Origin of the sequence: Sphingomonas sp. (assembly GCF_042095875.1) — a bacterium.
GTDB lineage: Bacteria > Pseudomonadota > Alphaproteobacteria > Sphingomonadales > Sphingomonadaceae > Sphingomonas.
Genome location: NZ_JBELMJ010000046.1, coordinates 1 through 24,697 on the forward strand (window position 1 = coordinate 1; position 24,697 = coordinate 24,697).

Annotated in this window: 22 protein-coding genes; 5 read left to right on the plus strand and 17 right to left on the minus strand. The window is 64.7% G+C overall.

Going from position 1 to position 24,697, the window contains the following annotated elements; genetic code table 11:
- Positions 1 to 1,403: efflux RND transporter permease subunit (locus tag ACFDS6_RS13905; RefSeq protein WP_375272708.1), on the plus strand; the 1,403-nt coding region annotated here is incomplete at its 5' end.
- Here the strand turns inward: ACFDS6_RS13905 and ACFDS6_RS13910 are convergent.
- The 4 genes from ACFDS6_RS13910 to ACFDS6_RS13925 form a co-directional block, all read right to left on the minus strand.
- Positions 1,400 to 2,098: a superoxide dismutase gene (locus ACFDS6_RS13910; RefSeq protein WP_116463011.1), complete on the minus strand. Its 699-nt coding sequence runs from the start codon at positions 2,096 to 2,098 to the stop codon at positions 1,400 to 1,402. The genes ACFDS6_RS13905 and ACFDS6_RS13910 overlap by 4 nt on opposite strands.
- Before the next feature lie 17 nt (positions 2,099 to 2,115).
- The gene (chrA, locus tag ACFDS6_RS13915) at positions 2,116 to 3,513 is read right to left on the minus strand and encodes a chromate efflux transporter (RefSeq protein ID WP_116463012.1); all 1,398 of its coding nucleotides are present in this window, start codon (positions 3,511 to 3,513) and stop codon (positions 2,116 to 2,118) included.
- Complete coding sequence (locus ACFDS6_RS13920) at positions 3,510 to 4,334, minus strand: sulfurtransferase/chromate resistance protein (protein ID WP_116463013.1); 825 nt, start codon at positions 4,332 to 4,334, stop codon at positions 3,510 to 3,512. Before ACFDS6_RS13920 ends, chrA begins: the two co-directional genes overlap by 4 nt.
- 256 nt (positions 4,335 to 4,590) lie before the next feature.
- Positions 4,591 to 5,898 carry a hypothetical protein gene (locus ACFDS6_RS13925; RefSeq protein ID WP_207771728.1) on the minus strand — a complete coding sequence of 436 codons (1,308 nt, stop codon included), beginning with the start codon at positions 5,896 to 5,898 and terminating at the stop codon, positions 4,591 to 4,593.
- 102 nt (positions 5,899 to 6,000) lie between these two features.
- On the opposite strand from ACFDS6_RS13925, the gene ACFDS6_RS13930 reads away from it, so the two are divergent.
- Positions 6,001 to 6,525: a hypothetical protein gene (locus tag ACFDS6_RS13930; protein WP_116463015.1), complete on the plus strand. Its 525-nt coding sequence runs from the start codon at positions 6,001 to 6,003 to the stop codon at positions 6,523 to 6,525.
- A 75-nt stretch (positions 6,526 to 6,600) separates the two neighbouring features.
- Here ACFDS6_RS13930 and ACFDS6_RS13935 read toward each other — a convergent pair whose 3' ends face one another.
- The 9 genes from ACFDS6_RS13935 to ACFDS6_RS13975 all read right to left on the minus strand — a co-directional run bounded on the left by ACFDS6_RS13935 (position 6,601) and on the right by ACFDS6_RS13975 (position 18,135).
- Positions 6,601 to 7,116 (minus strand): thermonuclease family protein, encoded by a 516-nt coding sequence (locus ACFDS6_RS13935; protein WP_116463016.1) that lies wholly within the window; start codon positions 7,114 to 7,116, stop codon positions 6,601 to 6,603.
- Positions 7,113 to 7,361 carry a hypothetical protein gene (locus tag ACFDS6_RS13940; protein ID WP_116463017.1) on the minus strand — a complete coding sequence of 83 codons (249 nt, stop codon included), beginning with the start codon at positions 7,359 to 7,361 and terminating at the stop codon, positions 7,113 to 7,115. Before ACFDS6_RS13940 ends, ACFDS6_RS13935 begins: the two co-directional genes overlap by 4 nt.
- A complete protein-coding gene (locus tag ACFDS6_RS13945; protein WP_116463018.1) occupies positions 7,358 to 7,984 on the minus strand; it encodes a DUF6927 domain-containing protein in 627 nt (208 codons plus the stop codon). The genes ACFDS6_RS13940 and ACFDS6_RS13945 overlap by 4 nt, the downstream gene beginning before the upstream one ends.
- Positions 7,985 to 8,024: 40 nt before the next feature.
- A complete protein-coding gene (locus ACFDS6_RS13950) occupies positions 8,025 to 8,669 on the minus strand; it encodes a hypothetical protein (protein WP_116463019.1) in 645 nt (214 codons plus the stop codon).
- Between the two features lie 528 nt (positions 8,670 to 9,197).
- Positions 9,198 to 9,689 carry a hypothetical protein gene (locus ACFDS6_RS13955; RefSeq protein ID WP_174195143.1) on the minus strand — a complete coding sequence of 164 codons (492 nt, stop codon included), beginning with the start codon at positions 9,687 to 9,689 and terminating at the stop codon, positions 9,198 to 9,200.
- 27 nt (positions 9,690 to 9,716) lie between these two features.
- Entirely contained in the window at positions 9,717 to 10,655 is a 939-nt protein-coding gene (locus ACFDS6_RS13960) for an ArdC family protein (protein WP_174195144.1), read from the minus strand.
- Between the two features lie 100 nt (positions 10,656 to 10,755).
- Positions 10,756 to 12,843 (minus strand): ParB/RepB/Spo0J family partition protein, encoded by a 2,088-nt coding sequence (locus ACFDS6_RS13965; protein ID WP_165800946.1) that lies wholly within the window; start codon positions 12,841 to 12,843, stop codon positions 10,756 to 10,758.
- Positions 12,844 to 13,003: 160 nt separating this feature from the next.
- Entirely contained in the window at positions 13,004 to 17,233 is a 4,230-nt protein-coding gene (locus tag ACFDS6_RS13970; RefSeq protein ID WP_375272710.1) for a strawberry notch-like NTP hydrolase domain-containing protein, read from the minus strand.
- A gap of 62 nt (positions 17,234 to 17,295) precedes the next feature.
- Complete coding sequence (locus ACFDS6_RS13975; protein ID WP_116462936.1) at positions 17,296 to 18,135, minus strand: toprim domain-containing protein; 840 nt, start codon at positions 18,133 to 18,135, stop codon at positions 17,296 to 17,298.
- Positions 18,136 to 18,286: 151 nt separating this feature from the next.
- On the opposite strand from ACFDS6_RS13975, the gene parA reads away from it, so the two are divergent.
- The 3 genes from parA (at position 18,287) to ACFDS6_RS13990 (ending at position 20,784) form a co-directional block, all read left to right on the plus strand.
- Positions 18,287 to 18,916: a ParA family partition ATPase gene (gene parA, locus ACFDS6_RS13980; RefSeq protein WP_056433696.1), complete on the plus strand. Its 630-nt coding sequence runs from the start codon at positions 18,287 to 18,289 to the stop codon at positions 18,914 to 18,916.
- Complete coding sequence (locus tag ACFDS6_RS13985; protein ID WP_116462937.1) at positions 18,913 to 19,164, plus strand: plasmid partition protein ParG; 252 nt, start codon at positions 18,913 to 18,915, stop codon at positions 19,162 to 19,164. Before parA ends, ACFDS6_RS13985 begins: the two co-directional genes overlap by 4 nt.
- A 702-nt stretch (positions 19,165 to 19,866) precedes the next feature.
- The gene (locus ACFDS6_RS13990; protein ID WP_066689898.1) at positions 19,867 to 20,784 is read left to right on the plus strand and encodes a lytic transglycosylase domain-containing protein; all 918 of its coding nucleotides are present in this window, start codon (positions 19,867 to 19,869) and stop codon (positions 20,782 to 20,784) included.
- Here ACFDS6_RS13990 and ACFDS6_RS13995 read toward each other — a convergent pair.
- From ACFDS6_RS13995 to ACFDS6_RS14010, 4 genes are all read right to left on the minus strand, one after another.
- Positions 20,751 to 21,026: a hypothetical protein gene (locus tag ACFDS6_RS13995; protein WP_056433691.1), complete on the minus strand. Its 276-nt coding sequence runs from the start codon at positions 21,024 to 21,026 to the stop codon at positions 20,751 to 20,753. The genes ACFDS6_RS13990 and ACFDS6_RS13995 overlap by 34 nt on opposite strands.
- A gap of 206 nt (positions 21,027 to 21,232) precedes the next feature.
- Positions 21,233 to 21,568 (minus strand): hypothetical protein, encoded by a 336-nt coding sequence (locus ACFDS6_RS14000; protein ID WP_133178095.1) that lies wholly within the window; start codon positions 21,566 to 21,568, stop codon positions 21,233 to 21,235.
- 150 nt (positions 21,569 to 21,718) lie between these two features.
- The gene (gene repC, locus ACFDS6_RS14005; protein ID WP_116462939.1) at positions 21,719 to 22,960 is read right to left on the minus strand and encodes a plasmid replication protein RepC; all 1,242 of its coding nucleotides are present in this window, start codon (positions 22,958 to 22,960) and stop codon (positions 21,719 to 21,721) included.
- A 483-nt stretch (positions 22,961 to 23,443) separates the two neighbouring features.
- Positions 23,444 to 24,382, minus strand: a complete 939-nt coding sequence (locus ACFDS6_RS14010; RefSeq protein WP_286165232.1) for a replication initiator protein A — start codon at positions 24,380 to 24,382, stop codon at positions 23,444 to 23,446.
- Positions 24,383 to 24,697: the final 315 nt, after the last annotated feature.

The window sequence follows — 24,697 nt, forward strand, 5'->3', positions numbered from 1 at the left end:
TCGACCAGTCGACGCAGATGCAGATGCGGATCGAGGATGCGTTGAAGACGCTGCCGGAGGTGGCGCTGGTCTTCTCCAAGAACGGCAACGCCGACCTCGGCACCGATCCCATGCCGCCCAACTCGTCGGACACCTATGTCATTCCCAAGCCGGAAAGCGAATGGCCGGCGGAGGTAAAGACCAAGGAGGATATCATCGCCCGCATCGAGGAGCGGATGAAGGGGGTCATCGGCAACCGGACCGAAATCCAGCAGCCGATCCAGATGCGCTTCAACGAGCTGATCGCCGGCGTCCGCGCCGACGTGGCGATCAAGCTCTATGGCGACGACCTCGATGCAATGACCGCACAGGCCCAGAAGATCGCCAATGCGGTGCGCACCATCCCGGGCGCGGGCGACGTCAGCGTCGAGCAGACGGACGGCGCCCCCACCTTCGACGTGCAGATCGACCGCCAGGCTGCCGGACGGCTTGGCCTCTCGGTCGAGGAGGTGGCGAACACCGTCTCGGCCGCGCTGGGCGGCCGGGAAGCCGGGCTGTTATTCGAGGGCGATCGGCGCTTCTCGGTGGTGGTGCGCCTGCCCGACGCGCAGCGTGACGACATCGATACGCTGGGCGCGATCCCGGTCATGCTGCCGACGCCCGAGGGACAGACCGCGCGCTCGATCCCGCTGCGCGAGGTGGCGCGGTTCAATTATACGCAAGGGTTGAATCAGATCAGCCGCGAGAACGGCAAGCGCATGATGACCGTTCAGGTCAATGTGCGTGGACGCGACCTTGGCGGCTTCGTCAAGGAAGCCGAAGCCCGCATTGATGCGATGCCGCTTCCTGCCGGCATGTATACCGGTTGGGGCGGCACCTTCGAGAGTCTGCAATCGGCGCGGCTTCGCCTGATGCTGGTGGTGCCGATCTGCTTCTTGGCGATCTATGCGCTGCTCTACATGGCGCTTGGCGGCTTCATCCCCGCGCTGATCGTCTTCTCCGCGGTGCCGATGGCGCTCGCGGGCGGCGTCTTCGCCCTGCTGCTGCGCGGCATTCCCTTCTCGATCACTGCCGCAGTCGGGTTCATCGCGTTGTCGGGCGTCGCGGTCCTCAACGGCCTCGTCATGATGGGCGCGATCCGCAAGCACCGCGAGGAAGGCGAGGACGATGATCGGGCTATCGCCGATGGTGCGATGGAGCGGGTTCGTCCGGTTCTGATGACGGCGCTGGTTGCGTCGCTCGGCTTCGTACCGATGGCGCTCGCCACCGGCACGGGTGCGGAGGTGCAGCGCCCGCTCGCCACGGTCGTCATCGGCGGCCTCATCACGTCGACCGCGCTGACGCTGCTGGTGCTGCCGGCGATCACCGCATGGGCGTCGCGTTTTCAGCGACGCCGCAAGGTGGCCGAACCAGTCCTTGCCTAGATCGGTGCCGCCAGTCGCTCGAACCGGCGACTGGCAGCATCCCAGCTCAGCACCTTCATGTACGTATCAACGTAATCGCCGGCCTTCGCGCCATAGTCGATCGCATAGGCGTGTTCGTACATGTCGAGCGCCAGAAGCGGCGTTCCCCCTGCCAGCGTCATCGTATGATCGGCAGCCCATTGGTTCGTCAGACGCCCGTCCCGTTCGCTCCAGGTGAGCAATACCCATCCCGACCCGGCAGCCAGCGCCTTGCCCATGCCGGTAAACTCGGCCGCCCAGCGCGCATGGCTGCCGAAGTCGCGTTCGATCGCCTGCGAAAGCCGTGCGCCCGGCCGCGAAGCACCGCCCAAGCCCGCGAAATAGATTTCGTGCAGGATCATCGAGTTCCAGGCGATCAGCTCCTCACGCTTCAGCCCGTTGAGCGTGAAGCCCGGTGCCGTCATCGGGTCGAGCCTGGCAAACTCGGCCTTGATCGCTCCGAGGCGCTTGACCGCACCAATATAGTTGTTGTCGTGGTGGCTGGTCAGCAGCTTGGCGGACAGCCCGGGAAGCGTTGCTGCATCGAACGGTAGCGGCCGGGGCGTGAAGGCTGGCGCCGGGTTGGCAGGAGCTTGTGCGGCCACAGGCCCGCCCAACGAGGCGGCACCCGCTGCGATCCCCAGACCCAGCGCCGCACGACGATCGATCGCATCCATCGACTTCTCTCCGCTATTCATCGGATTACCCCAAGCCCATAAAGCGCCAGCCCCACAGCCGACGTCGCCAGCAGGGTCGTGATGACCCCCGCCCGCGTCATGAAGATCGCGTAGGCTGCGCCCAGCGAGAGGACGAAGGCGGCCGGATCGATGCTGGTCAGCACCGGCGCATCGAAGCGGAACGGCCCTGCTGCCACCATCGTCGTTTCGCGAAACAGCGTATGCAGCGCGAACCACACCGCGAGGTTGAGTACGACGCCCACGACCGCCGCGGTGATCGCCGACAGCGCGCCCGCGACGGCAGCGTTACCGCGCAGTCGCTCGATGAAGGGCGCACCGAGGAAGATCCACAGGAAACACGGCACGAACGTTACCCAGGTCGCGAGCAGCCCGCCGAGCGTCCCAGCCAACAGCGGGGACAGCCCGGTGGACCCGCGATAGGCGCCGAGGAAGCCGACGAATTGCAGGACCATGATGAGCGGCCCAGGCGTCGTCTCCGCAATGCCAAGACCGTCCAGCATCTCCTTCGGCCCCAGCCAGCCATGATTCTCGACCGCCTGCTGCGCGACATAGGCGAGGACGGCATAGGCCCCGCCGAACGTCACCATCGCCATCGTCGAGAAGAAGGTCGCGATGCGGCTGAACACGTCATCGGGACCGAGCGCGATCAACAGCGCCGCGACCGGCACGAGCCAGAGAGCCAGCCAGACCAGCGCTGTGCGGACCGTCTCAGCCCATGTCGGCCGGGCATGGGCGGGCAGCTCTTCGCCGAGTAGTGTATCCGCGTCGGCTACGATCGTGCCCTTGGACGCGCCGTGCCCTCCGCCCCTGAAGGCCGTGCTGCCTTGCCGGGTCGACCACCATCCGATGAGGCCGGCACCCAGCACGATCAGCGGAAACGGCGCGCCGGCGAAGAAGATCAGGACGAACGCCAGCGCGGCAAGCGCCCTTGCCGGCGTCGACTTGAGCGCCCGTCCGCCGATCCGCACGACCGCCTGAAGCACGACGGCCAATACCGCGCACTTGAGGCCGAAGAACAGCGCCGAGACGATACCGACGCGACCGTAGAGGACATAGACCCAGCTCAGCGCCATGATCGCGACCGCGCCGGGAATAACGAACAGCACGCCGGCGACGATGCCGCCCTTCGTCCGGTGCATCAGCCAGCCGATGTATGTGGCGAGCTGTTGCGCCTCTGGCCCTGGCAGCAACATGCAATAGTTGAGGGCGTGCAGGAACCGCTGCTCCCCGATCCAGCGTTTTTCGTCGACGAGGATGCGGTGCATTACCGCGATCTGTCCGGCAGGACCGCCGAACGAGAGCATCGCGATGCGCAGCCAGACCCAGAAGGCCTGGCCGAGCGTGACCGGTTCCGGGCGCGTCGGCGTCGCGACGTCGGCTGTCACCGCGGTCATGACGACACCTTCCCGCGCGCCGGCTGATGCGAGGACCAGTTGTGCTTCTCGCCCTGCGCGTCACGGCACCAGCGATAGAGCGCATCGTATACCGCCATGCCGGCTTCGAGCTGGGCGTGATCGTCACTGTGGATACGCGACAGGCCAAGCGAGATGGCGAGCAGTCCAGCAGCCTCGGGCACAAGGTCGAGCCGATCGGTATCGGCGCCCCGCACGATCGTCGCGAGGCGGACCAGCGGTTCGTGCGCGTCGAGGCCGAAGGCCTCGACCATGATGTCGAAGGTGCAACGCTCGCCGCGATGGCTCCAGAATACGCCTTCGTCCGCGACGTCGAACGGCTCGGCCTGTTGTTGCTTGGCGACGGTCAGCACGTCACCGGGCGCGACGAACAAGAAGCGGGCCTGCGGATCGACGAACCGTCGGATCAGCCAGGGACAGGCGATGCGATCGACCTTGGGCCGCGCTCGTGTGACCCACCATGTTTGGCCATCGTCATGTCGTGGCGGCAGATGGACCAGGGAAACGGTAGGCAACCCGCTTGCCGCCCATGCGGCGAACCCGCCGTCCAAGACTTCGGCCGCTACACCCTCGCTGCGAAGAATGGCGGCCGCTGCAACTGCCAGACCACTACCATCGGTGTCGATGAGGACCGCTGATGACCCGGAGGCATATCCCCATTGGGTCGGATCAAGGAGAACTGGAAACAGTGATCCCGGAATGGCTTCTGTCGGTCTGTCGCGCAGATCGATGATACGCGGCGCGCTGGGCGATGCGACAAGGCGGGCAAGTTTGTCCGGTGTTATAGCGTTTGGAGCAGGCATGACGCGTCCCTTGCGTGTTCGTGCTGGACGCGATTCTCTGGCTGACGCCTCGTGGGGAGATCGCCATCCCCATACGCTTAATCAGCCATGCTCACCGTGCGATGTCAATCACCGTCGCCACTGTCCCAATTCTCGTAGCCGACGAGTTTCGAGAAGCGATTTCGATTCCCGCAATTCGATCCAAATCGGGATAGGTGACAGTCTCCTCGACAAAGCGGGTTACGCCAGCTCGCACGTACGTCCCTGCTAGGTACCATCACCCGATATGCAGCTGGTCGAGCACGGCCGCTTCGAGGGCGCCATCTTCCAGGTCCTCGGCATGGATCGTCACCACCGGAGCGATCTCGCGGAGCTTCTCCACCTGTCGCATCTTGAGGCCCAACGTGTCGGCGTCGTGCCCGGTGACCACCTCCAGCGCCGCTTCCATGACCTCTCCTGTTGTGAAGTCACGTAGATCGAGGAGCAGATCGGGGCGGACCTCGCCCGCACTCGTCGCGACGTCGAAGAGCAGCCTTTTGAACCCGATGCCGATGCCGCGCCGGCGGAGTCGGTATTGCAGATCGAGCAGACCCACGATGGTCTCGCGCTCCGCTGCATTATGCACGGCAATGAAGTTGGAGGGGCGAGCGACAGGCTGCGCATACGCCCGAAGCGCAGCATAGCCCTCGCGCGGGTTATGTTCGCCGATCACTGCGAGGACCAGGAACGGAGGCCCGATCCGGCGCTGATGAACGCCGATGTGCCTGACGCGATTTTTCACGATGAGCTCGCGTCCGCCCGCCAGCGTCACCGTCGTTCCCGAAATATCGACGGCGTAGAGCAGGAGGAATGCCTGTGGCGCATGTTCGGCGGGCCAGTGGCGCGCCGCCTCGCGCAGCTTCGCGAAGACGATGCCGCGTTCGTAGGGGTCTATATGAGTGTAGAGGTGGCGTGCGAGCGGAATGCCGGGAGCTATCTCGACGCGCTCGGCCGCGCTGCGCAGCCGTCCGAACTCCAGCGCCATCGACGCCTCACGAGGTTCTCCCCTACCCAGCGGCTCGACAACGTTGACCCGAGCCATTTCCATTAGCTGCCAGAGCAGGCGCGCAAGGCGCGGTATCGCAACGCCGCGCGTGCGATCATCTGGCTCGTCGTCTTCAGGAAGCTGGGCGAGCTTCTCAGGCGCGAGCCGGTGCGCGGAGAAGAGACCGTCTGGCTCGTTGATGGTGCGCGGCGTCGCGGTCGCCTTCTCGCGGATGCGGGGAGGTGCCTGTTCGCGAAAGAACGGGCAGTCGACATGGTGCTCCGGTCGCCGCTGCCGGATGCTCGTAAGGCGCCTGAGGTAGTATGTCTCGGCCTCAGACAGATAGGCTGGCGATAGCAGTGGTGGGTCAGCCGCGTCCCCGAGGCAGTCGCATGCGATCCACTGATGATGATCGCGCGCTTTGACCACCATGATGACCGAAGCCCGATGATCGCTGTCTTCGCCATCGCCGCTGTACCAGCGCACCAACGCGCGTCGCACGACGTCAGGGACGCCGGTGCGTGACGTAAGCCCTCTGGTGTCGCGCGGTACGAGCCACATGAGCGGGATCATATCGGAAGATCAGAGGGTGAAAAGGTGCCGATGAACACTTGCAAGGTCGCAGATGTTCACGTTACGTTCGGAGGACAAGAGGATTAGGTCATGAAGCTTCAAGATTTCACCGGGCCGATCGATCTCGACCTCACGTTGCGCGACGCCTCGCTCAACCCCGATGTCCGACCGACCCGCCGCGCCATCGCCGCGGCCTCGATCGGTATCGAGCCGGAGGATGCCTACTATTCCGTGCGTGAGCTGCGGGAGGCATGCGAGTGGATCCACGAGGGCGACTCTGCCGGCAAGGCGAAGCTGGCGCAGATGCTCGGCAATCGCTGCGACGATTATCAGCGGTGCATCTACTACAATCTCGCGGGTCGTGGCGTGTGTGTGCTGATCGATGATCTGCTGTGGCTGGAGGCGCTGCTGCTCGGACGGGGACGCGTGGCAGGGTATCTGCATCGCACGAAGGCGCCGAAGCGGATCGCGCCGGCTCCCTACGTGGCGGCCGAGCCCGATGGCCCGGTTGGCCGTTTCGAGGCCGAGTTTGCGATCGGCGCCTCCTGGTCGCACGACCCGGGTCCCGACTACGATCCGATCGATCGTCCAGCAAAGCGTGATCGCCCGGCATAGGGCTGGAGCCTACCAAACAAAAAAAAAGCGGTCCGGCATCGTCAGCCGGACCGCTTTGTGTAGCGGGTACAGGCATCAGGCCCGCTCGCATGTGAGGCGTTCCCCGCGACGCCATTTCTCGGGATCGATCCAGGCGCCGGCATGGGCGCCGCGCTTGTTGGTCCTCGCATCCTCGTAAGCGCTCATATACCGCCCGGCGCGATCCGGATCGCTCCTGAGATACTTCGTGGCCGGCACCGCCCACCCCTGAGCGATCAGTTGCTCGCCCAGGTCAGAGCCGTTCACACTGACCACGGCAACCGGTCGACCGTAGCTGCTACTGCCAACCAAACGGATCGTCGCCTCCCCCGAGCGGAGCATGCGGGCGGTCGCGTCTTGCGCGAGCTTGCCGCAAGGATAGCAGCCGCTGGAGATCTGGCAGAGTTGCTTCCGCTCGAAGGCGTCCGCCCCTGAGAACCGGAAGTCGATGCTGATGGTGTCGCCGTCCAGCGCGCGGCCTCGTCCGGTGAGATCCTGTGCGGGCTCGTGCCCGGGCTCGGCTGCCCCGCAGGCCGCAAGTGCGACAAGGGCAAGGAGGATCGCCGTCTTCATGCGTAACGCAGCTCGAGCTCGACGTTCGGATCGTCGACGAGCGCCGGGATGACCCGGAAGGGCTGAAGGATATCTCCGGTACGCACGACCGAGACTTGGCGCGCCCCAGCGTCGAACATGCGGGCGGCGACCGCCTGCGCGTTGGCGCGGCTGCATAGATGCGATCGCTTGGGGCTGATCGGAGCGGTGAGGTCATCGTGACGAAGCATGGGATCGATCCTGATGCTGGACGGCTCGGCGATCAACCGAACACCGTCTTGTGGACGCGGGTCTGGGTCGGCGGGGGAACGATGGTCCACGGCATGTCGCGCAAGCCAGAAATACGATAACCCGGAAAATCGGAACCGAGCTTGGCGAGCGCGATCTTTCGGCCGCGCTTGTGGACGACGAAGTCAGTGCCCTCGTGCCCGTCAACGAACTTGATGGGGTGTGGCAGCCGGATGTGCATGCCGTGCTCGAGCGGCCGCTCGGATCGCTGGGCGAGGCGGTCGAGGCAGCGGCGCCGCCAGTTGAGCGCCGAGGCGTTGTGGGTGTCGCCGAGCAGGGAGAGGATACGCTCGGGGCACGCGGCCTCGTTCGGCCCCATCGTCTCGTCCATATCCTTGTAGGCGAAGACGAAGCCGTCCTTTGCGCGGGGGTTCCAGCTGACCAGGCACACGACGGCGATGGTGGGCTCGTCGATGCCGTCGGTGCTGGGCGTGACGGCGGCGTACCAGACCTTGTTTCGCAGGCACGACGAAGCGACGACGCGCAGCGCCCTGCCCTTCCCCTCCGCGTCGCGCCGGTCGTACGTGAATTGCGCGTCGAGATAACTTTTGGGCGTCGAATGAGGGGTCATCGACGACCGTGGCATGCTGAGCCAACCCATGGCGATGTTCCTTGCTTATAGGGGTCGAAGACGGACCCGATCAGTCCGCCAGGAGCGCCGGCGCCGGCGCTGACGTCGTCAGCCGCAGCTCTCGCTGCAGTCGTTCAGCGAAACGCTCGGTCGCGAGCAGCTCGCGTGCCATGGCGTAGCGGGCACGATCACCCAGATGGTCGTGACGGCCGCGAACACGACGATAGTTGACCTCGTGGCCGGGACCGAGTGCGGTCAGCGAGAGTTGCACGCGCACCTCGTCGGTGTGGAGCGTGATCTCGCCGGATTGAGACGCGTGGCCGCGGTTCGATCGAAGGTCGTAATCGCCCTCGCTCAGTCCGAGTGCGATAGCGAGGCGGTGCAGGGCCGCGTGTCCTTCGACATGGAAGAGATCCTTCGCAGCCGCATCGTAGGCGACGCCCCGGATAGCGAGCGTGGCGAGTGCCGGGTGCTTCTTCAGCTCGGCGATCTTGTCCTCGCAGCGGCGTCGCAGAAGAGAGTCATCGGATCCGGCTCCGGCGATGTGGCCGAGGTGACGCGCGAGGAGCAGCACGCCGGGATCTGCGTCGAACGGCACGCCGGCGTTGCGACAATCGTCGATCGCGGTGGTGACGGCGTGCAACGCAGCGACGATGGTCGTCAGCGCGCTTGGATCGAGTGCCTGCTGGTGGCGGAAGGCGACGTCGTAGGGCATCGTGGAGGTCTCCCGAGCGCCACATCGCGCTCGAAACCTCGCTCCCCCTTCCCTCTTCTCCCCCGGCTGGATCACGGTGCTCGGAGGTTAATGGCGCTCACGTCGACCGGAACGATCCACGCCCTAGTCGGAAGGCCCCCACGACGGTCCCGCCATCCCAGTGCCCGCCGAGGATCCCACGCCGTGGCACGCTTCCGACGGGGTAGCGCCGCGCCGCGAGCAGTCGGGCTCGTCGCGTGTCGCGGTCGACAGGCGTGTCGGTCATGAAGTGAGTCGCGAAACGAAGGGGAAGCATGGGTCACCTCCTATCGGGCAGCTGCAAGCAATGTCGGCTTCACAGCATGAGGCCAAGCGGGTCGCTGGAATGGGCCGCGGCATCGAAGCCACGATGCCAGGCACCTGCCAGTCGGCTGCCGCGGCGGTAGCAGCACGCGGAATTGCCCATCACCTGGGCGCGCCAGCCCGCCTTCTCTGCCTCCCATTCGGCATTCGAAGGACCGGGCGCCAGTAGGTCGAGGAGATGGTGCGTCACCTCCCGCCGGCCAACTCGTCGGCTGCGATCATGATGGTGATCGCTTCCTCGAGCGCGGCGTCATCGCCATTGACCACGCGCGCCGCGGGCTTTTGACGCTTGATCGCGGACGCCACGGTTTCGGCCGGTCGGCCCTTGAGCGGGTAGGACCAGACCTTTCCATCCTCGATGACGACGAGCTTGTTGCGGAAGGTGCGCCGGAGCCGCTTGGCTTCCTCGATCCGGGTCATCAGTGCGGCGACCTCGAACTCCAGCGTGTGCTTCAGCACAGTGTCTCCGAAGCGGGTTGGCGCGCGGTTGGCGGCGAGCCACACGTCGACGTCGGCTTCGCTGAGCGAGCCTACCGGATGGAACATGTCGGCCGCGCCGTGACCATGGTTGGACGCGAGGAAAGCGCGCCGCCCATCCACCCAGATCTCGGCGCTGTAGCAGGTCGTCTCCTCCGACAGCGCGGCGACGATCTTCAGCTTGCGCAGCTCGATGTGCATGGTCTGGGCTCCTGTGATGACGCGCGGTCATGCCGCGAGCGCTTGCATGTTGCGGGCTTGGGACCCCTCGTCAGCGGCGTCCCTGAGCCACGCGACGGCCTGCTCGGCCTTCGACGCGGCCTTGATGATCGCGCTCGAATCTCCCTTCAGGATGCGCAGCCAGTGATCGATGTAGCTGGCGTGGTTGTCGTGCAGTTCGCCCGGCAGGCCGAGGTCGGCGCAGATGAGGCACTGCCCGATCGAGGCGACGAGCTCCTCGAAAGCGTAGGCTTGATCGCCGAACTTCTTGCCGAACTCGCGATTGAGCCGCGACTGCGCGCCCGAATAATGAACGTATTCGTGGCCGAGGGTGCTGGCGTAATGATCGTCCGACCGGAACATCGTCCGGTGCGGCATCTGGATGTAATCTCCGATCGGCGAGAAAAACGCCTGGTCGCCACCATGCCGCACGGTAGCGGGCAGCGCGTCGAAGAAACCGTCGATAGCGGCACGATGCACGCTTTCGACCCGCGGTTCGGGCGGCGCGGCGACCGGATAGTAATAGACCGGCAGGCCGTCGATCTGCTCGACGTTGAAGACGGTGTAGGAGCGAAGAAAGCGGATGTTCTTGTTCGCCTCCTCACCCGTAACGCGATCGGTCTCGGTCTTCGAGAAGCTCGAGAAATAGACGCTGTGCGAACCGTGCTCGCCGCGGCGAACCTGGCCACCGAGTTCTTCGGCCTGACGGTAGGTCATCCAAGTACGCGCGGAGTAGCCGCGTGCGTCACCGATCGCCCAAAGGTAGAGATTGTTGATGCCGGTGTACGGCGTGCCGCAATGGCGCAGCGGGCGCCCCCCGGCGCCGGTGAGACCCCACGGGCGAGACCATGGCAGGACGCCGGACTCGAGCTTCTGGATGATGAGGCTGGTGATCTCGGCCGCGACGTCGCGGCGCGGTTTGTCGACGGTTTTCCGACGAAAGGTCATGTCGAGGTTTCCCTTGTGATGGGAAATGGCGGCCGCCCCTTTGTGAGAGACGACCGCCAGTCTGGCCCGGGAGGTCCCAGGCAGCGGGATGGCGCTGGACCTATTCGGCCGCGATCAGCGCGTGGTCGTCGTCGTTGACCGAGCCGAGCGCGCCCTCCGCCTCGTCGCTATCGCCATCGGCGGGATCCTCGATGTCATTGCCGCTGGTGACATCGTCCTGCGCCGTCTCGGAGGTTTCATCATCGACGCTCTCGTCGAACTCGGCGTCAGCGACCGCGACCACCACGTCGAAGCGCATCGCGTCCGGCACCCACGCAAGGGCGGCTTCCTTGGTCTCCGCCTCGGTGATGGCCTCGCCGGCGAACAGCTTCTCGCACGACGTCGAGATCTCGCCCTTCTTGGAGCCGACATAGCGTGCCGCCAGCACCGGCCCACCAACGTCGGTGAGAAGGGCGAGTAGCGTTCCCTTCGACACACGGTCGAAGAAGTTTGCGGAGGTCGGCCGCCACCATTTGGCGACGTCGATCTCGAGGATCGAGGCGAGGCGGGCGTGGAGCGGATTGGTTTTCGCCGAGCTGTAATCGGGCTTCGCCTCGAGCGACGACGCGACCGTGAGGGCCAACCAGGATGCCTTGGCATCGTCATCGAGTGCCCGGAACGCCTCGAACCGTTCGACCGGGCTGCTCGACGTGGTCCAATCGCTGTTCAACGATTCACGCGCCTCGGCGATGGCGAGCTGCGCCTGGGTCGCCGGCTGGTCCTTGGGCATCTGAGGATCCTGCGGCCGACCGGCAGTGACGGTGGTGCCATAGCGACTGTAGCTGCGGCTCTGGTCCGTCATCGCGAACAGCATGTAGTCGAGGGCCAGGCCGGGGTCGGCGAGGATCGATGCCGCCAGGATGTCGCGACGCTGTACCGCGAGCTCGTCGTGGAGGCGTGCACTCAGCGGCTTGCCGCCGGGAGCAACCGCTTCGGGCGGAAGCGACGAGGTGTCCCGAGCGCTGCGGGTCAAGCCGGACGTGCCGTCGCCGGCCGAGCCCTGGAGCGGCGTTTCGCTGAAGTAGGTGGTCTCCAGCGTCATCTTGCCGTCGCGGCCGAGGGTCAGGAAGGTGCCCACCTTGCCCCTCATCTCGTCGGAAAGAACGGGCGGTCGCGAGTGCAGCGTCTGATATTCCTCACGGAGCCGCTCGAACTCCTCCTCCAGAGCCGCGTACGCCGTCTCCTCCATCTCCTCGTCGGCCATCAGCTCCTCGAGCGTCTCGCAGCGCGCGACGATGGCGTCGGAGCGTGCCGCCTCATCCTCGCCGAGCGGCGCGGGCTCGAGCGTGACGCGGTGCAGATCAGCGGTGGCGCCGTACAGGCTGGTGGTCGCGATCGGCCGGACCCAGGCGAGGCCCTGCTCCTCGCCGACGCGCTTCGCCTCGGCCTCCATGATCGCGGCCGCGAGCGTCCGCGCAAGCTCCGGATCCGACCAGCGATCGCCGTCCTCGCTGAACAGGTCGCACTCGACCTTGCCGCCTGCAGCCACATAGGCGTCGGTGCCGACGAGGACCGCGACCGGGTCGCTCGCCTTCATCGTGTCGTTCACGATCGCGCGGCGGATTTGATCGGCGTTCACGTAGGAAGAATGGGCGTACTGCTGGAAGACGCGCTCCTGCTTGGCCTGATCCTCGGTGGAGCCGTAAGCCTTGGCCATCTCCAGCGTGATGCGTCCCTCGCTCAGCGCTTCGAAGATCGGTTCGGCGAGATTGGCGAGCCGCAGCCGGCCCTCGATGAAGCGTCGCGTCTGGCCGAACCGGTTCGCGACGGCGTCGATGTCACCGTCGGATTTAAGGAAATGCTGAAATGCGACGCATTCCTCCGCTGCGGTCATCGGCTCGCGCTGAAAGTTCTCGGTGAGCGACACCTCCCGCAGGTCCGCGTCGTCGCCGGAGACGATCTTGACCGGCACGCCGTAGGTCGCCGCGTCGATCTCGCCAGCGTCGGCGAGCATCATCGCGCCGAGATAACGCCGATCGCCGGCGATGATCTCGTACGTCCCCTTGGGCCGTGCGGCGGTAACGAGCAGGTTCTGCATGATGCCGCGCGCACGGATGCTCGAGGCCATCGCCTCGATGTTCCTGGGCGGGGTGGTACGGACGTTCTTCTCGGAGCGCTTCAGCTTCGCGAGTGGCACGGTCTGGGTCATCGTCGTCTCCATCAGGTGCCCGGCCGCGCGACGTCTCGCCGCACCCAAACCGGACACCTTCCCGCTCCCCCTTTCCTTCCTTGTCCCGATCGCTCCGGTGCCCGCGCTCATGCGCGGGCGGCGCATCCCGGACGCCGTTGGCGGTAAAGAGGCTTCGCTCTCATCGATCGCCAAGCACACGCTGCAGGATCACGGTCGCCTCGGGCACCGGTACGAACACGCGTGTCTTGTAGGCGATCACCTCGGTGAAGCAGCCGAGGGACTTGAGCCAGGCAAGCTGGCTGGCGGGCGCACCGACGATCTCGATCCGCGGGAGGCCGTTCACGCGTGCCCGCTTGATCTCGCAGGCGAACGGCCGCTTGAGCGGGATGACATTGCCGTTCTCAACGGCCCGCGCGATCTCGCTGGGTGTGAGCGAGGTCTCCTCCGAGAGCCCGAGCTTGCCGAAGAGCTGGTGCAGGTCGCCGGGGAACACGATGCGGCCAAGCCACGACCGCCCCTCGGCGTCGACGATACGGCTGACCGCCAGATGTGTGCTGGGCAGCGCGGACCAGATCGGCAGGAGGAGCCCTGTTGCAAGTCGGATCGTCTCTGTGTCGACGTGATTGCGCGCCTGCTCCTCCTCTTCCGCCCACGCCTTGGCGAAGGTCTCGCGTGCGCACTCCTCCCAGGCGGTCTCATAGAGGTCGTCTGCAGCTAGGTACTCGCGGCGGGTGGGTCGCATCAGCTCGATGCGCAGCACGGGCATGCCGTCCTCCGTCATTCCGGCACGCGCCGGGGTTTTAAGGGCGACCTTCCCCGACTTGGCGTTCTTTACGAAGACCGCGGTGTCGTCGGCGTCGGCGAGACGCAGCGCTCGGTCGAGCGAGACCGGATGGCGACGACGAGCGACCTCGATCGTCAGCAGATGCGAGGTGGCACCGCTAACTGTGTCGGTTCGCAGAATGCGATCATCGAGGACGGTCGCGGTTTCCACCAGCATGGTCTCGACCCCGACATCGAGGGTGCCGGCATCCCGAGCGGCCGCAACGCGTGTCTCCACCAGCGCGAGAAACTCGTCAAAGATGACGTTCTGCAGGCCGATCGGCAGGGCTAGCAAGCGGTTGAGCCAGCGCTGAATGGGCGGGAGTTCCTCCTTCAGGACCCCATCCTGATCGGTCAGTTCGAGGCCGGTGCGATGAGTGAAATCCTGGAGGCTGGTGCTTTTCAGCTTCCCGCTCTTGAGAAGGTGATACCAGCTGATCAGGGCGGCCTTGGCGTACTCGCTTTCGAGATTGTCGGCAGGATCGAACAGGTTTTGTCCACCGGTCTGGCGCTGGCCGCGGGTGAGCGCACCGAGGCTGTCGAGCCGGCGCGCGATCGTCGAGGTGAACCGCAGTTCGCCCTTGCAGTCGGTGGTGACAGGGCGGAACAGCGGGGAGCAGGCCTGATGCGTGCGATGGGTACGTCCGAGCCCCTGAATCGCGCGATCGGCGCGCCAGCCCGGTTCGAGCAAGAGGTGGACACGCTGCTCCTGGTTCAGGGCGTCGAGGCTGGCATGATACGACCGGCCGGTTCCGCCCGCGTCGGAGAATACGAGGATGCGCTTGGTGCCGGCCATGAACGCTGCGGCGTCGGCTTGGGTCGATCTGCCCGATCGCGTCTCGAGTTTCTGGGTGCCGTTCGCGGCCGGGACGAGGCGCTTGGTTCGACCCGTCACCTCGGCAACGGCGTCGTGGCCGAAGTAGGTGAGGACGCCATCGAGCACCGCGGCGATCGGCGGGAGAGCGCAGAGCTGCTCGATGAGATCGTCCCGCGCGGCTTCGGCCTCCGGATTGGTGACCGCGTGACCGTCGACGTCGATCATCGGGCGCGAGCGCACCTCGCCAGTGTCGTCGCGGTAGTCCCGCATCTGCTGGACGGGAAACGCACGCGTCAGATAGTCGATAACCGCTTCGCGCGGTGACAAGTCGATATCGAGTTCGGCGCGCTCGTCGGGAGTGAGCTCACCCAGGCGACGGTTGAGGATCGCCTCGGCGGTGCTGACCAGTTGAAGGACGACGGATTGCCCGGCATCGAGATGCTGGCGAACCGCCGCAAGCACGGTCGGTAGCTTGCATGAGAGGAGCAGCGAGCCGAAGAAGCGCTGCTTGCAGCTCTCGAACCGGGAGCGCGCTGCCGCCTTGGCGCCGGCATTCTTGGTCGCACCGTCCATCGCGTCGACCACGCCGGTGATCTCGAGCGCCTTCTCCATGTTGCGATGGATGATGCCCCAGGCATCGGCGTATCGATCGTAGACGTCGATCTGTTCGGGGGTCAGTTCGTGTCGCAGGATGTCATACTCGACGCCGGCGAAGCTCAGCGCGCGCGCCGTGTAGAGGCCAGTCGCCTTGAGGTCGCGGGCGACGAGCTCCATGGCGGCGATGCCGCCTTGACGGATCTCGGAGATGAATGCCTCGCGATCGGCGAAGGATGTTTCGGGTCCCCACAGACCGAGCCGGACGGCATAGGCCAGGTTGTTGACCTCTGAGGCACCGGTGGCAGACGCGTACAGCACGCGAGCGGCCGGGAGACGGTTCTGGAGGAGAACGCCGGCGATACCCTGGAGTGAGCCCGCCTTGGTGCCCATGGCACCCTCCCCGCCGGCGACGCCACCCATCTCGTGTGCCTCGTCAAAGGCGATCACCCCGTCGAAGTCGTCGGCCGCCCAGGCGATGATCTGATCGAGCCGCGTTGCGTCACCCCGACCCGACCGGAGGGTCGGATAGGTGACGAACAACACGCCCTCGCTCATCGTCACCGGCTCATCGATCTTCCAGCGCGACAGCGGCTGCACGTCAGCGGCCATCCCACCTAACGCCGTCCAGTCGCGAACCGCATCTGCGTGGAGCGCCTCGTTCTTCGACACCCAGATCGCCTTGCGACGCCCTGCGAGCCAGTTGTCGAGGATGATGGCAGCGACTTGGCGCCCCTTGCCGGCCCCAGTGCCATCGCCAAGGAAGAAGCCCTTGCGATACTGCCGACCGGCAGCGTCGAGGACGAGCGCCACGCCTTCCTTGTCGCAGGAGAACATCCCCGGGATGAACTGCGTCCAGGCATGCCCCGCGTAGACGACGGTTTCGAGCTGCGACGACGACAGGAGGCGGTCCGACACGGTGCGCTCCGGCAGGTGCGGAACGTGCGAGGGGATGGGAGCCGGGATGGAGCCCATCGCCACAGACTCGACCAGCGAGGTCGGATGCTCGCCGGCCGCGTCGAAGACGATGCGGCTAGGCCGGTACGGCAGATAGACCCCGACCTGCTCGGCGATAGGCGCTGGCGTGTCGAGCACCTTGTAGCCGACCGGTAGCACCTCGTTGCGGGTCGGCGCCCGGAAGATGCGCGGCGCGGCAGCCGGGCGCGACTTCATCGCTCGCAGGAGCGACACCGCCCCTCCCCGCTTGACCGCCGAGGATGCGTTGTCCTCCTGCAGGGCAGCGCGATCGGGAATGACAAGCAGGTCGACCAGCTCAGCCACGTTCCGACGAGCGATCGTGACCCCTGAGATGTCGCCCACGATCTTGTCGATCACGTAGATCCGAACCGCGACGCCGGTGCCGTGCTTTCCGTAGCCGTTCGTGAGGCGGATGGAGGTGCGAAGGGCCGTTCCCGCAAGTGTCGTCGTCCAGATATCGGCCATCCGTGCGGAATGGGCGAACCAGTCCGGCATGATGGCAACGAGGCGCCCGCCTGGCCGCAACCGCTTCAGCGCGGCTTGAAGATGGCGGACCGCGGCGAGCGCGTCGGCACCGCGACCGACCGAACGCGAGAAGGGCGGATTCATGAGGATGAGGCTGGGGCGCTGCAAAGCTGTGAGCGTACTGCCGATCGTTGCCCCGTCATGACCGGAGACGACGGCATGGGGAAATGTGGCGGAGAGCCGCGCCCGCCGCGCCGGATCGATCTCGTTGAGCTGCAGGGCGGCGATCGTCGACAGTTGAGCGACAAGCAGTCCGTTTCCGGCGCTGGGCTCGAGCACGACATCCGTCGGTCGTGCAGCCGCGAGCAGGACGGCCACGGCTGCGATGTCGACAGGTGTCGAGAACTGCTGCCAGTCGATCTGTTCCTCGCTGCGCACCGTTTGCGTCGGCAGGCGATCGAGCAAGCCGAGGGCGAGTGGGAGGTCGGCCGCAGTCTGGAGCGGCTGCGAACCGCTCACCAGATGGAGCGCCAGCGCATGCTCGAGCACCTCGAAGCTCTCGCGCTGCGTCCAGCGCCCCTCTGCGTCCGAACCACCGAAGGCGTGGACCATCGCCTCGTTGAGGTCGCGTCGGCTGAGCTTCGTCTGTCCGCCGAGTAGCGGCAAAAGCATGCGGGCAGCGTCGGTGCAGGCGGTTGCGCGGTCATGCTTGGGATCGAACAGGTCGGTCATGGGGTGGGTCTCCAGAACTGTCTGCGTGCTGCAGCTCAGTTCCCCCGCTCCCCCTCCCCTTCTCAGCTCCTCGGCCTCAGCACGTCGGCCCAGTCGCCGTACTGTTCCGGCGGTGGCATGCGGGCGAGCGCAAGCCCACGCTCCCGATAGGCTCGCCAGGCCTTGCTGCGCGCGCGCCGTCCTTCGGGATCGTTGTCTTCGGCGATAATCAGTCGTGTGACGTTGCTCGGGATCTGGATGCGATCAAGGCGGGCCGCCCCCAACGTCGCCCAGCATGGTATGCAATTGATCTGGGTGAACGCCGCAGCCGTCTCGAAGCCTTCGGCAATGGCGAGGGTCTCCCCCGCCCTGCCCCCCTGCCAGGCACCGGCAGCGGGAGCGCCGAGCATCACCTTGTCCAGGTAACCACCGTTCGTCGTGTCGAGGAAGATACGTTGGATCGCACGGAGGTGGGAGCCCTCTCGGACCGCTACGATGAGCGCGGGCAGAAAGCGCGTGGAAGGCTTTGGACCCCACGGGCAGCGTGGATGAAAGCGGATATCGTCGAGTGGCAGGCGCAGGCCCCGCCCGTCGAGATACTCAGCGGCTGCCGTACCGTCCGCGGGAAGGGCCTCCTCCCAGAGCCGTCCGACGTTGCTCCCGCCAGGGCGGTGCCGGGCGGGCGGTGGCTGATGGCTTCCGGAGGGTCGTAGGCGGGAGATTTCGCGCAGGACGTCTCCCGGATCGCAACCGGCAAAACAATGGACGAGAATGCCGTCGTGCCCCTGGCGCACGGACAGGCTGGGATCGCTGTCCTGGTGTGCTGGGCAGCGGCAGGTAGCGATATAGCCCCGCCAGGTGCCGCCAAGGGCACCCACGATATCGACAACGCGCTGGGTGGGTCTGAGAGCGATCAGGGACATTCCCGTCTCCTTTCACCCCCTCCCGCCCTCTTCCCTCCTACAGAAAAGCACATCGCAGGGTTTGCGAGTAGACGACGAAGCGGCAAGCCGATAAGACGGCTTTACGTTTTGCAGGTTTTACGATTACACGTTTCCACGGAAGGTGCCTCTCATGATCGTTGCGTTGCTCAACCAGAAAGGCGGCGTCGGAAAGACGACCCTGAGCGTGAACCTGGCCTCAAGCCTCGCACGCGACGGCTCGCGCGTGTTGCTGATCGACGCCGACCCCCAGGGCAGTTCGCTCGACTGGGCCGCGGCTCGCGAGGAGCAGCCGATGATCTCGGTGGTCGGCTTCCCTCGACCGACCATCCACAAGGAGTTGGACCAGATCGGCCAGGGCTACGATCATGTCGTCATCGACGGACCGCCTCGTGTGACCGAACTGGCGCGATCGGCGATCATGGCGGCGGATGTGGTGCTGGTCCCTGTCCAGCCTTCGCCTTACGACATCTGGGCCGCGGACGAGGTGGTCAAGCTTATCGTCGAAGCGTCCGTTTTTAAGGAAAGCCTGAAGGCCACATTTGTGGTAAATCGCAAAGTCGCAAAAACGGCAATTGGGCGCGACGTGGTTGAGGCTTTGGCAGCATATCAGATCCCGACCATGACGGCGCAGATCGTCCAGCGCGTCGTGTTTGCCGAGGCAGCGGCCACCGGGCGCGCTGTTTTCGAGATCGACGGCAAGAGTGCGGCGGCAGCGGAAATCGAGGCCGTACGGGCCGAACTGATGGAGCTTGTGGCATGACCAAGAAAGTGACGATAGGCCGACGCCCAACGGCTGGCGCGCCTCCCGCCGCTGGCGCCGATGCCTGGGTGGGAGCGGGAGCAGAGAAGCTTGCCGAACCTCCCGCCGCGGACGTCAAGATGAAGCGGTTGACGATCGACATACCGGAGAGCCTCCATCGAACGATCAAGTCCCAGTGCGCGATGCGGGGCACGAAAATCGCTGACGAGGTCCGTGACCTGCTGGTACAGAAATACGAGGCGCCGTAATTCCGCTTTTACGTATCGGCGTGTCGCCGCAAGGCCGGCAATGCGCCTTTCCGTATCGCCGGCTTTCCGTAAATGCGTTTTGCCAGCTGCAGTGTCGGCTAGGGCGATCCCACCTCCCTCCGATCGCGGAATAGCATCCGGTTCGATGAAAGGTTCAAGCGAGTGGCAGCAGCGCAGGGGTCCACCTTCTTCGTGCCGGGCGTTCCGGCCAAGGACCAAGAGCAAGCGTATAATGAGCTCGCGCTGGCCTGCGGGTGTGCACCGGCGCCGACAGGCAAACGCATCCGCTCAATCACTTTCCGATCGAACGGGGAGACGTGGACAGCCACAGTTGGCGAAAAGCTAAGCGGCTCGTCGACGAAGAAGAGCCGGGCAGGGGGGCAACGCATCGAACGCACCGTTCCTCTCTCAAACGGCTCGACCGTCCTCGCCATCTTCGCCGGCGTGCCCTTTCGGGTCTGGCATGACGGCGCGTCCGGGGTTTGGTCCAACCCAATCCTCGCTGGCGAGCCTTCCTCCGTCACTATGTTCGCGGACGGCGGAGCATAGCCACTTCGACAGCGATGTCGCCCGCATTTCAGCAGATGCGCTTCGTCGTAAATCTGTTTAAGCGCAAAGTCGGGTTCCCGATGCGCTCTCCTCCCGGGCAGGGTAATTTTTTTCCACGTTGACCATGCCTCCGTCCAATGGCTGTTTCGACAAATGAAGCACCCCGGCGCGCTGAGATTAGTCACAGGATTGGTCGCGGCTTCCGTCGCCCTCGGCCCTGCCGACGCGTCCCAGCGGCAAGCTGAACTGGTCGCATTCCGTGATTTGGCTGACGGTGTGGTGATTGATGTAGGCCGCACGGCGCCGAAGCCACTTCCACCATCAAGCGAGCAGCAGGGCGTTTCGCCGGAAGCCTTACAGGATGACTTCCGGAGCATCGCCCTGGCCGAGCAAGCACATACGACCACGGACGTTCCAAGCCCGCCGATTGCGATTCCGCTTTGGATGCAGACGGGGAGGGTGATGACGGGTGCGGCTCAGGTCGCTCAGAGCGTCGTCGCGCCTTACATGTACAGTCCGGCCGCTTGCTCGATGACGCCTTACCGTCCGCGAGGAGATTTGGCTCCGTGGCAGGAGGCACGCCGAGCGCGTTATTTCCCTCTCATCTCCGCCGTCGCCTGTGAGGCTGGCGTGCCTACCGGGCTACTCGATGCGCTCGTCGCCCAGGAAAGCCGCTACGATCCTTTGATCGTCTCCAATAAGGGCGCGGTAGGCCTGACACAGTTGATGCCCGACACGGCCCGCGGCTTGGGTGTTCTCGACTCCCGAGATCCGCTGGCCAATCTGAGAGGAGGGGCCAGATACCTTCGGTCTCACCTGGACGAGTTCAAGCGCGTCGATCTCGCACTGGCGGCCTACAACGCCGGCCCTGGCAGGGTACGAACCTTGGGAAGGATCCCACCCTTCAGGGAGACGATCGATTACGTTGCGGCGATCACCAAGGGGTGGAGCAGCGGTGCCTATCGAGCCGCATCCGTGCAAACCGCCGCGATGCCGAGTGCGGCAGGCTGGCGGGGCAGGGGGGTCCAGCTGCTGGCTTACACGTCGACGAGCGTGCCGAACCCGAGGTAATGGGCAAAGTAGATCGCGATCCCGAGTATAGCCGGTGCACCCAAGAGGTAGTTGAGCTGCCAACGAACCCACAGCCGCGGCGCGACGAGGACCTTGTCGAGCATGGTCGTGGTAGGCAGCCGGCTGTTTCCCGTGCGATAGTCATAGGCGGTCTTGATGACCGCGAAGACGGCGCACATCGCGACCATGACGCCGACGGCGGCATAGAGGGAGAGCCAGGCCTGGAGTGTCGCTTGGGGCATATTGACCACCTAGCAGCAAGATGCTGACGATCGCTTAACCCTCTTGGGGGTGCAAAGTTACCAACCTGCCCGGACGCGTGGGTGCTGATGACTGATGGTGGCAAGCTAACTGACTCGCTCCGGCATGGCCGACTGACTCGACGCGGCGTCGTCCACTCCGAGCGATGAACGGCCCCGGCAGCGATGCCGGGGCTTTTCGGGTCTGCTTAGCGCCAGAAGGGAGTATTGGGGTTTCGGCTGCGCTTCCGCTCCGGCAGCATGCCGTTGTAATTGTCATACCGGCGAGCATACCGTTCCGCCATTTTGGCGGACGCGTAACCCAGAGCCGCCGACACCATAAGCGCAGCCGCGTAGCGCAGCATCATCGCTCCGCTGTCAGGGGTCCGGGTGCCGAAGAAGATCAGCAGCATCTGCCCAAGCGAATAGCTCATACCGGCGACGGACAGGCTGGCGCTGAGGGTGAATGCCTTCATGCGCTTCTCTTCCTGCTCCTGCTTCTTCTGGTAGAAGCGGTGCGCTTCCAATCGACTGACGTTAGACATGGCGTTCTCCCTTCGTTCGACCAATTTGTGGCTTCGCAAATAGGATTCAAGGTGAGAGCCGAGCCACAATCGTGACCCGGTTCCCTGACTGAAACAAGCAGGCGAGGGGGCCGACGGCCGTCTTGTCGCGAACGGGGCAGACGTTGGCCATTAATGCGCAGCCATTCGCTCAGTCCTGAAACCCCATAGGCTCTTTTCAAGGTCGAGCTCGCCGCGCTTCGCCCGCGCGACCATCCCGGCGTAATAAGCGCCCGCTGTAAGGCGGATCTCATTGCGCGCCTCTCTCTCCGCAGTGATCATGACTGCGACAGCAGCGCCGTCGCGACCCAGCGTATCGATCGCATCCACCCACGTTCCGGAACGGATGCCGAGGTCATGCCGCAGGCGCGCCGCGGCGTTATGAACGTCGGGCCACCGCGGTCGGGCCTCCGTCAGATACATCGAGGTTGTCGGGAACATCTCCGCAAGATCGCAAGGCCGCACCTTGAGGCTGCTCTGAGAAGGGGAGGGGGGCAGCACCGCTTGATCGGGAAGGCTCACCTCCGGGTCAGAACTACATCCTCGCTTAGCATGTACGGTATTTTTAGAGGGAATGGTTTGTATGTGTATGTCGGGTGATACCGATGACCCCGACGGGTTATTTTCCTCTGTAAACATGAAGCGATCGATGGTCTCTCCGACGAGATCCTCAACGCCAGGAAGACGGTCGAGCGCGGCCTGGTAGCCTTCGCCGTCGCCCATAGTCCTGGCCTGCGCGGCAGCGAACGCGATCTCGTCAATCGCGTCCTGGAGTGCCATCCAGTGCGGTCCGGTGAGGCTCAGATCAGCGGCCTGCGCGAGTGCCTGTCCGACGATCCGGCGGACACGCGCGATCTCCTTCTTGCCGCTCTTGAAGAGCGCATAGAGGGCGTTGAGGCGATCGCCGGCTTCCTTCAGCTCGGCATAGCGCAGCCGGATGGGGGAGAGATCGAGGCCGTAGGCTTCGACGATGACGCCGTCACGGTTCCGGAAACCGCTTCGACGTCCCGAGGCGCTATCTCGCGCGAGGATCAAGCCTGCGGCGCGCAGCTCACGCAGCCGCGCCTTGATGCAGGCAACGGTTTTCCTGACCTCGTCCGCAAGATGTTGGTTGCTCGGCCAGACGACGAGCGGGCGGTCGGCGGCCCAGTCGGCCTCCCAGGTGAGCTGGACAAGATCCATTAGCGTCTCGATCGCGCCGTTGCTGACCGCGATCGCGCCTTTCAGCGCCTTCACGACCCTGCGAGCGTCTTGTTTGGATATCTGGACGGCGCTCTCGTCGACGACCTTCATCCTCCGGGTGAGCTCGCGCGTCAGTGCCGTGATCGGCCGCGCCCCGGTCCGGCCGGTGAAAGCCGTTTGCGTATAGTTCATCGTTCGCCCCCTCGGATGGAGGGACCGTCAGCAGGCATAACTCGTGCGTGGCGCGAATCGCGCTCCCTTGAACCAGGTGTCAGGATCGTCTAGATGGGAGGTCTATCGCGGACCGGTCAGCGTTTGGCGACGCTGCCCATCTTACGGTTCCAGGGTGCCCGGCCTTCGTGCCGGGCATTCGTTTATGTGGCCACGGTCATAGCTCCAGAAAATGCGACGGAAGGTCGCCCGAGCACAGTGCCGCAGATGCAAAGGTTAAGAAACCACGAGTATTCGTGGTATCGGCTACGCTCGCCGGAAAAGATTCGTGGTATCGACTACGCCCGCAGCGATAAGTTCGTGGTATCGACTACGCGGCAACGCAAAGTTCGTGGTATCGGCTACGCCTAAGCGAATGGTAGTTGGCCTTCAACGCGATCGGCAGTGCTGACAAGGCGGGCAGGGGTAATGAGTCGCGCCTCCCACTGTCGTGATCAAATCCGATCAGTTCTCGGAAGCAGCTTTCGATCGCTTCATCGGCGCCAGGACAGTCGGAACCTCGCGAATGACAACAACCTCGTCCGAGACCTTGCTGCTTTTTGAGGCGCCTTCGGCCGCCTGGATAGAAAACTCGAAGCCCGGGACTGTGCCGTTTGCAGCCTCGACAACGTAAGGCTTGAAGAGACGGGTCAGGCTTTGATGGCCGATCTGGTGTTGTAGATCACCCAACCTTATCGACGTCACGCCGGAGAAGCGCAGGAAGCAAGCGACTTCATAGAGCCGACGGTTGATCGGGCTCAGTTGGAAGTAGCTGGGTGCGTATTGCATGACACTTCGATCCTTGAGGATCGCCCGGAACAGCCAATCGCACAGACGAACATTCACGGCCTTGAGCCTGCGCTCGCCGGTTCGCGTCTTGGTATATTGAAGGCGGGCAGTCTCGACCCAGGAGAAGAATCCCGCTTCGCCCTCGCCACCAGTCTCGATGTCAGTCTTGATCTGCGTGCTCTGCAGTCGTTCCAATGCCTCGTACAATCTTGTGTACGCGTTGGATGACGGTGTAGCGCCGGTGACCCGGAAGAAGTCATTAGCAGTGAACTGGAAGTTTTGGCTTACTGGCTCGCCGTTCTCGATCTTCGCAGCCATAAGGCTGGCAATGTAGAGGATAACCTCTTTATCGTAGATGTTGGCGACACCCTTATGGCCAGGCTGCACCTCGATACTGATCTCGCCGGTGCTGTAGGCAAGCGGCTTCATCCATGCCTGCTTCGTAAGTGCGAAGAAGGGGTATGCCATCAGCGATAGCTCGCCATGAACACCACCGCGTAGTGGGCTGTCCATGGAGAAGAGGTCGCCTTGCATCGGAACCACTGCGTCTTTGGCAGTGCCGGCCGGCGCCCGATCTTTCGACAGGCCTGGTTCGGCCGCCTTACTCTTCGGCATGACCCACTCCGTCGTCAACCAGTCGGCTCACGCGCGTCCGAACCGCGGCGACACCATAGGCGTAGGCGATACCACGAGCCGGTCGACCCGTAAGGCCGGTCATGGGGTGAGGCGTAGGCGATACCACGAACTTCAGGCGGGTTTCGGGCGGAAAACACAGCCTTCCGAGTGGAGGGTGCCTGCCAGTTCGGTCCAACTTCGTACTATCGACTACGCCCACGAGACCCGCACCGGGGCTGGTCGGCTTCGTCGCAAACGACCGGGCCTGTTGAAAAATGCCGGACATGCTGGGTTGCTCCTTCGTTTCATGGCTGC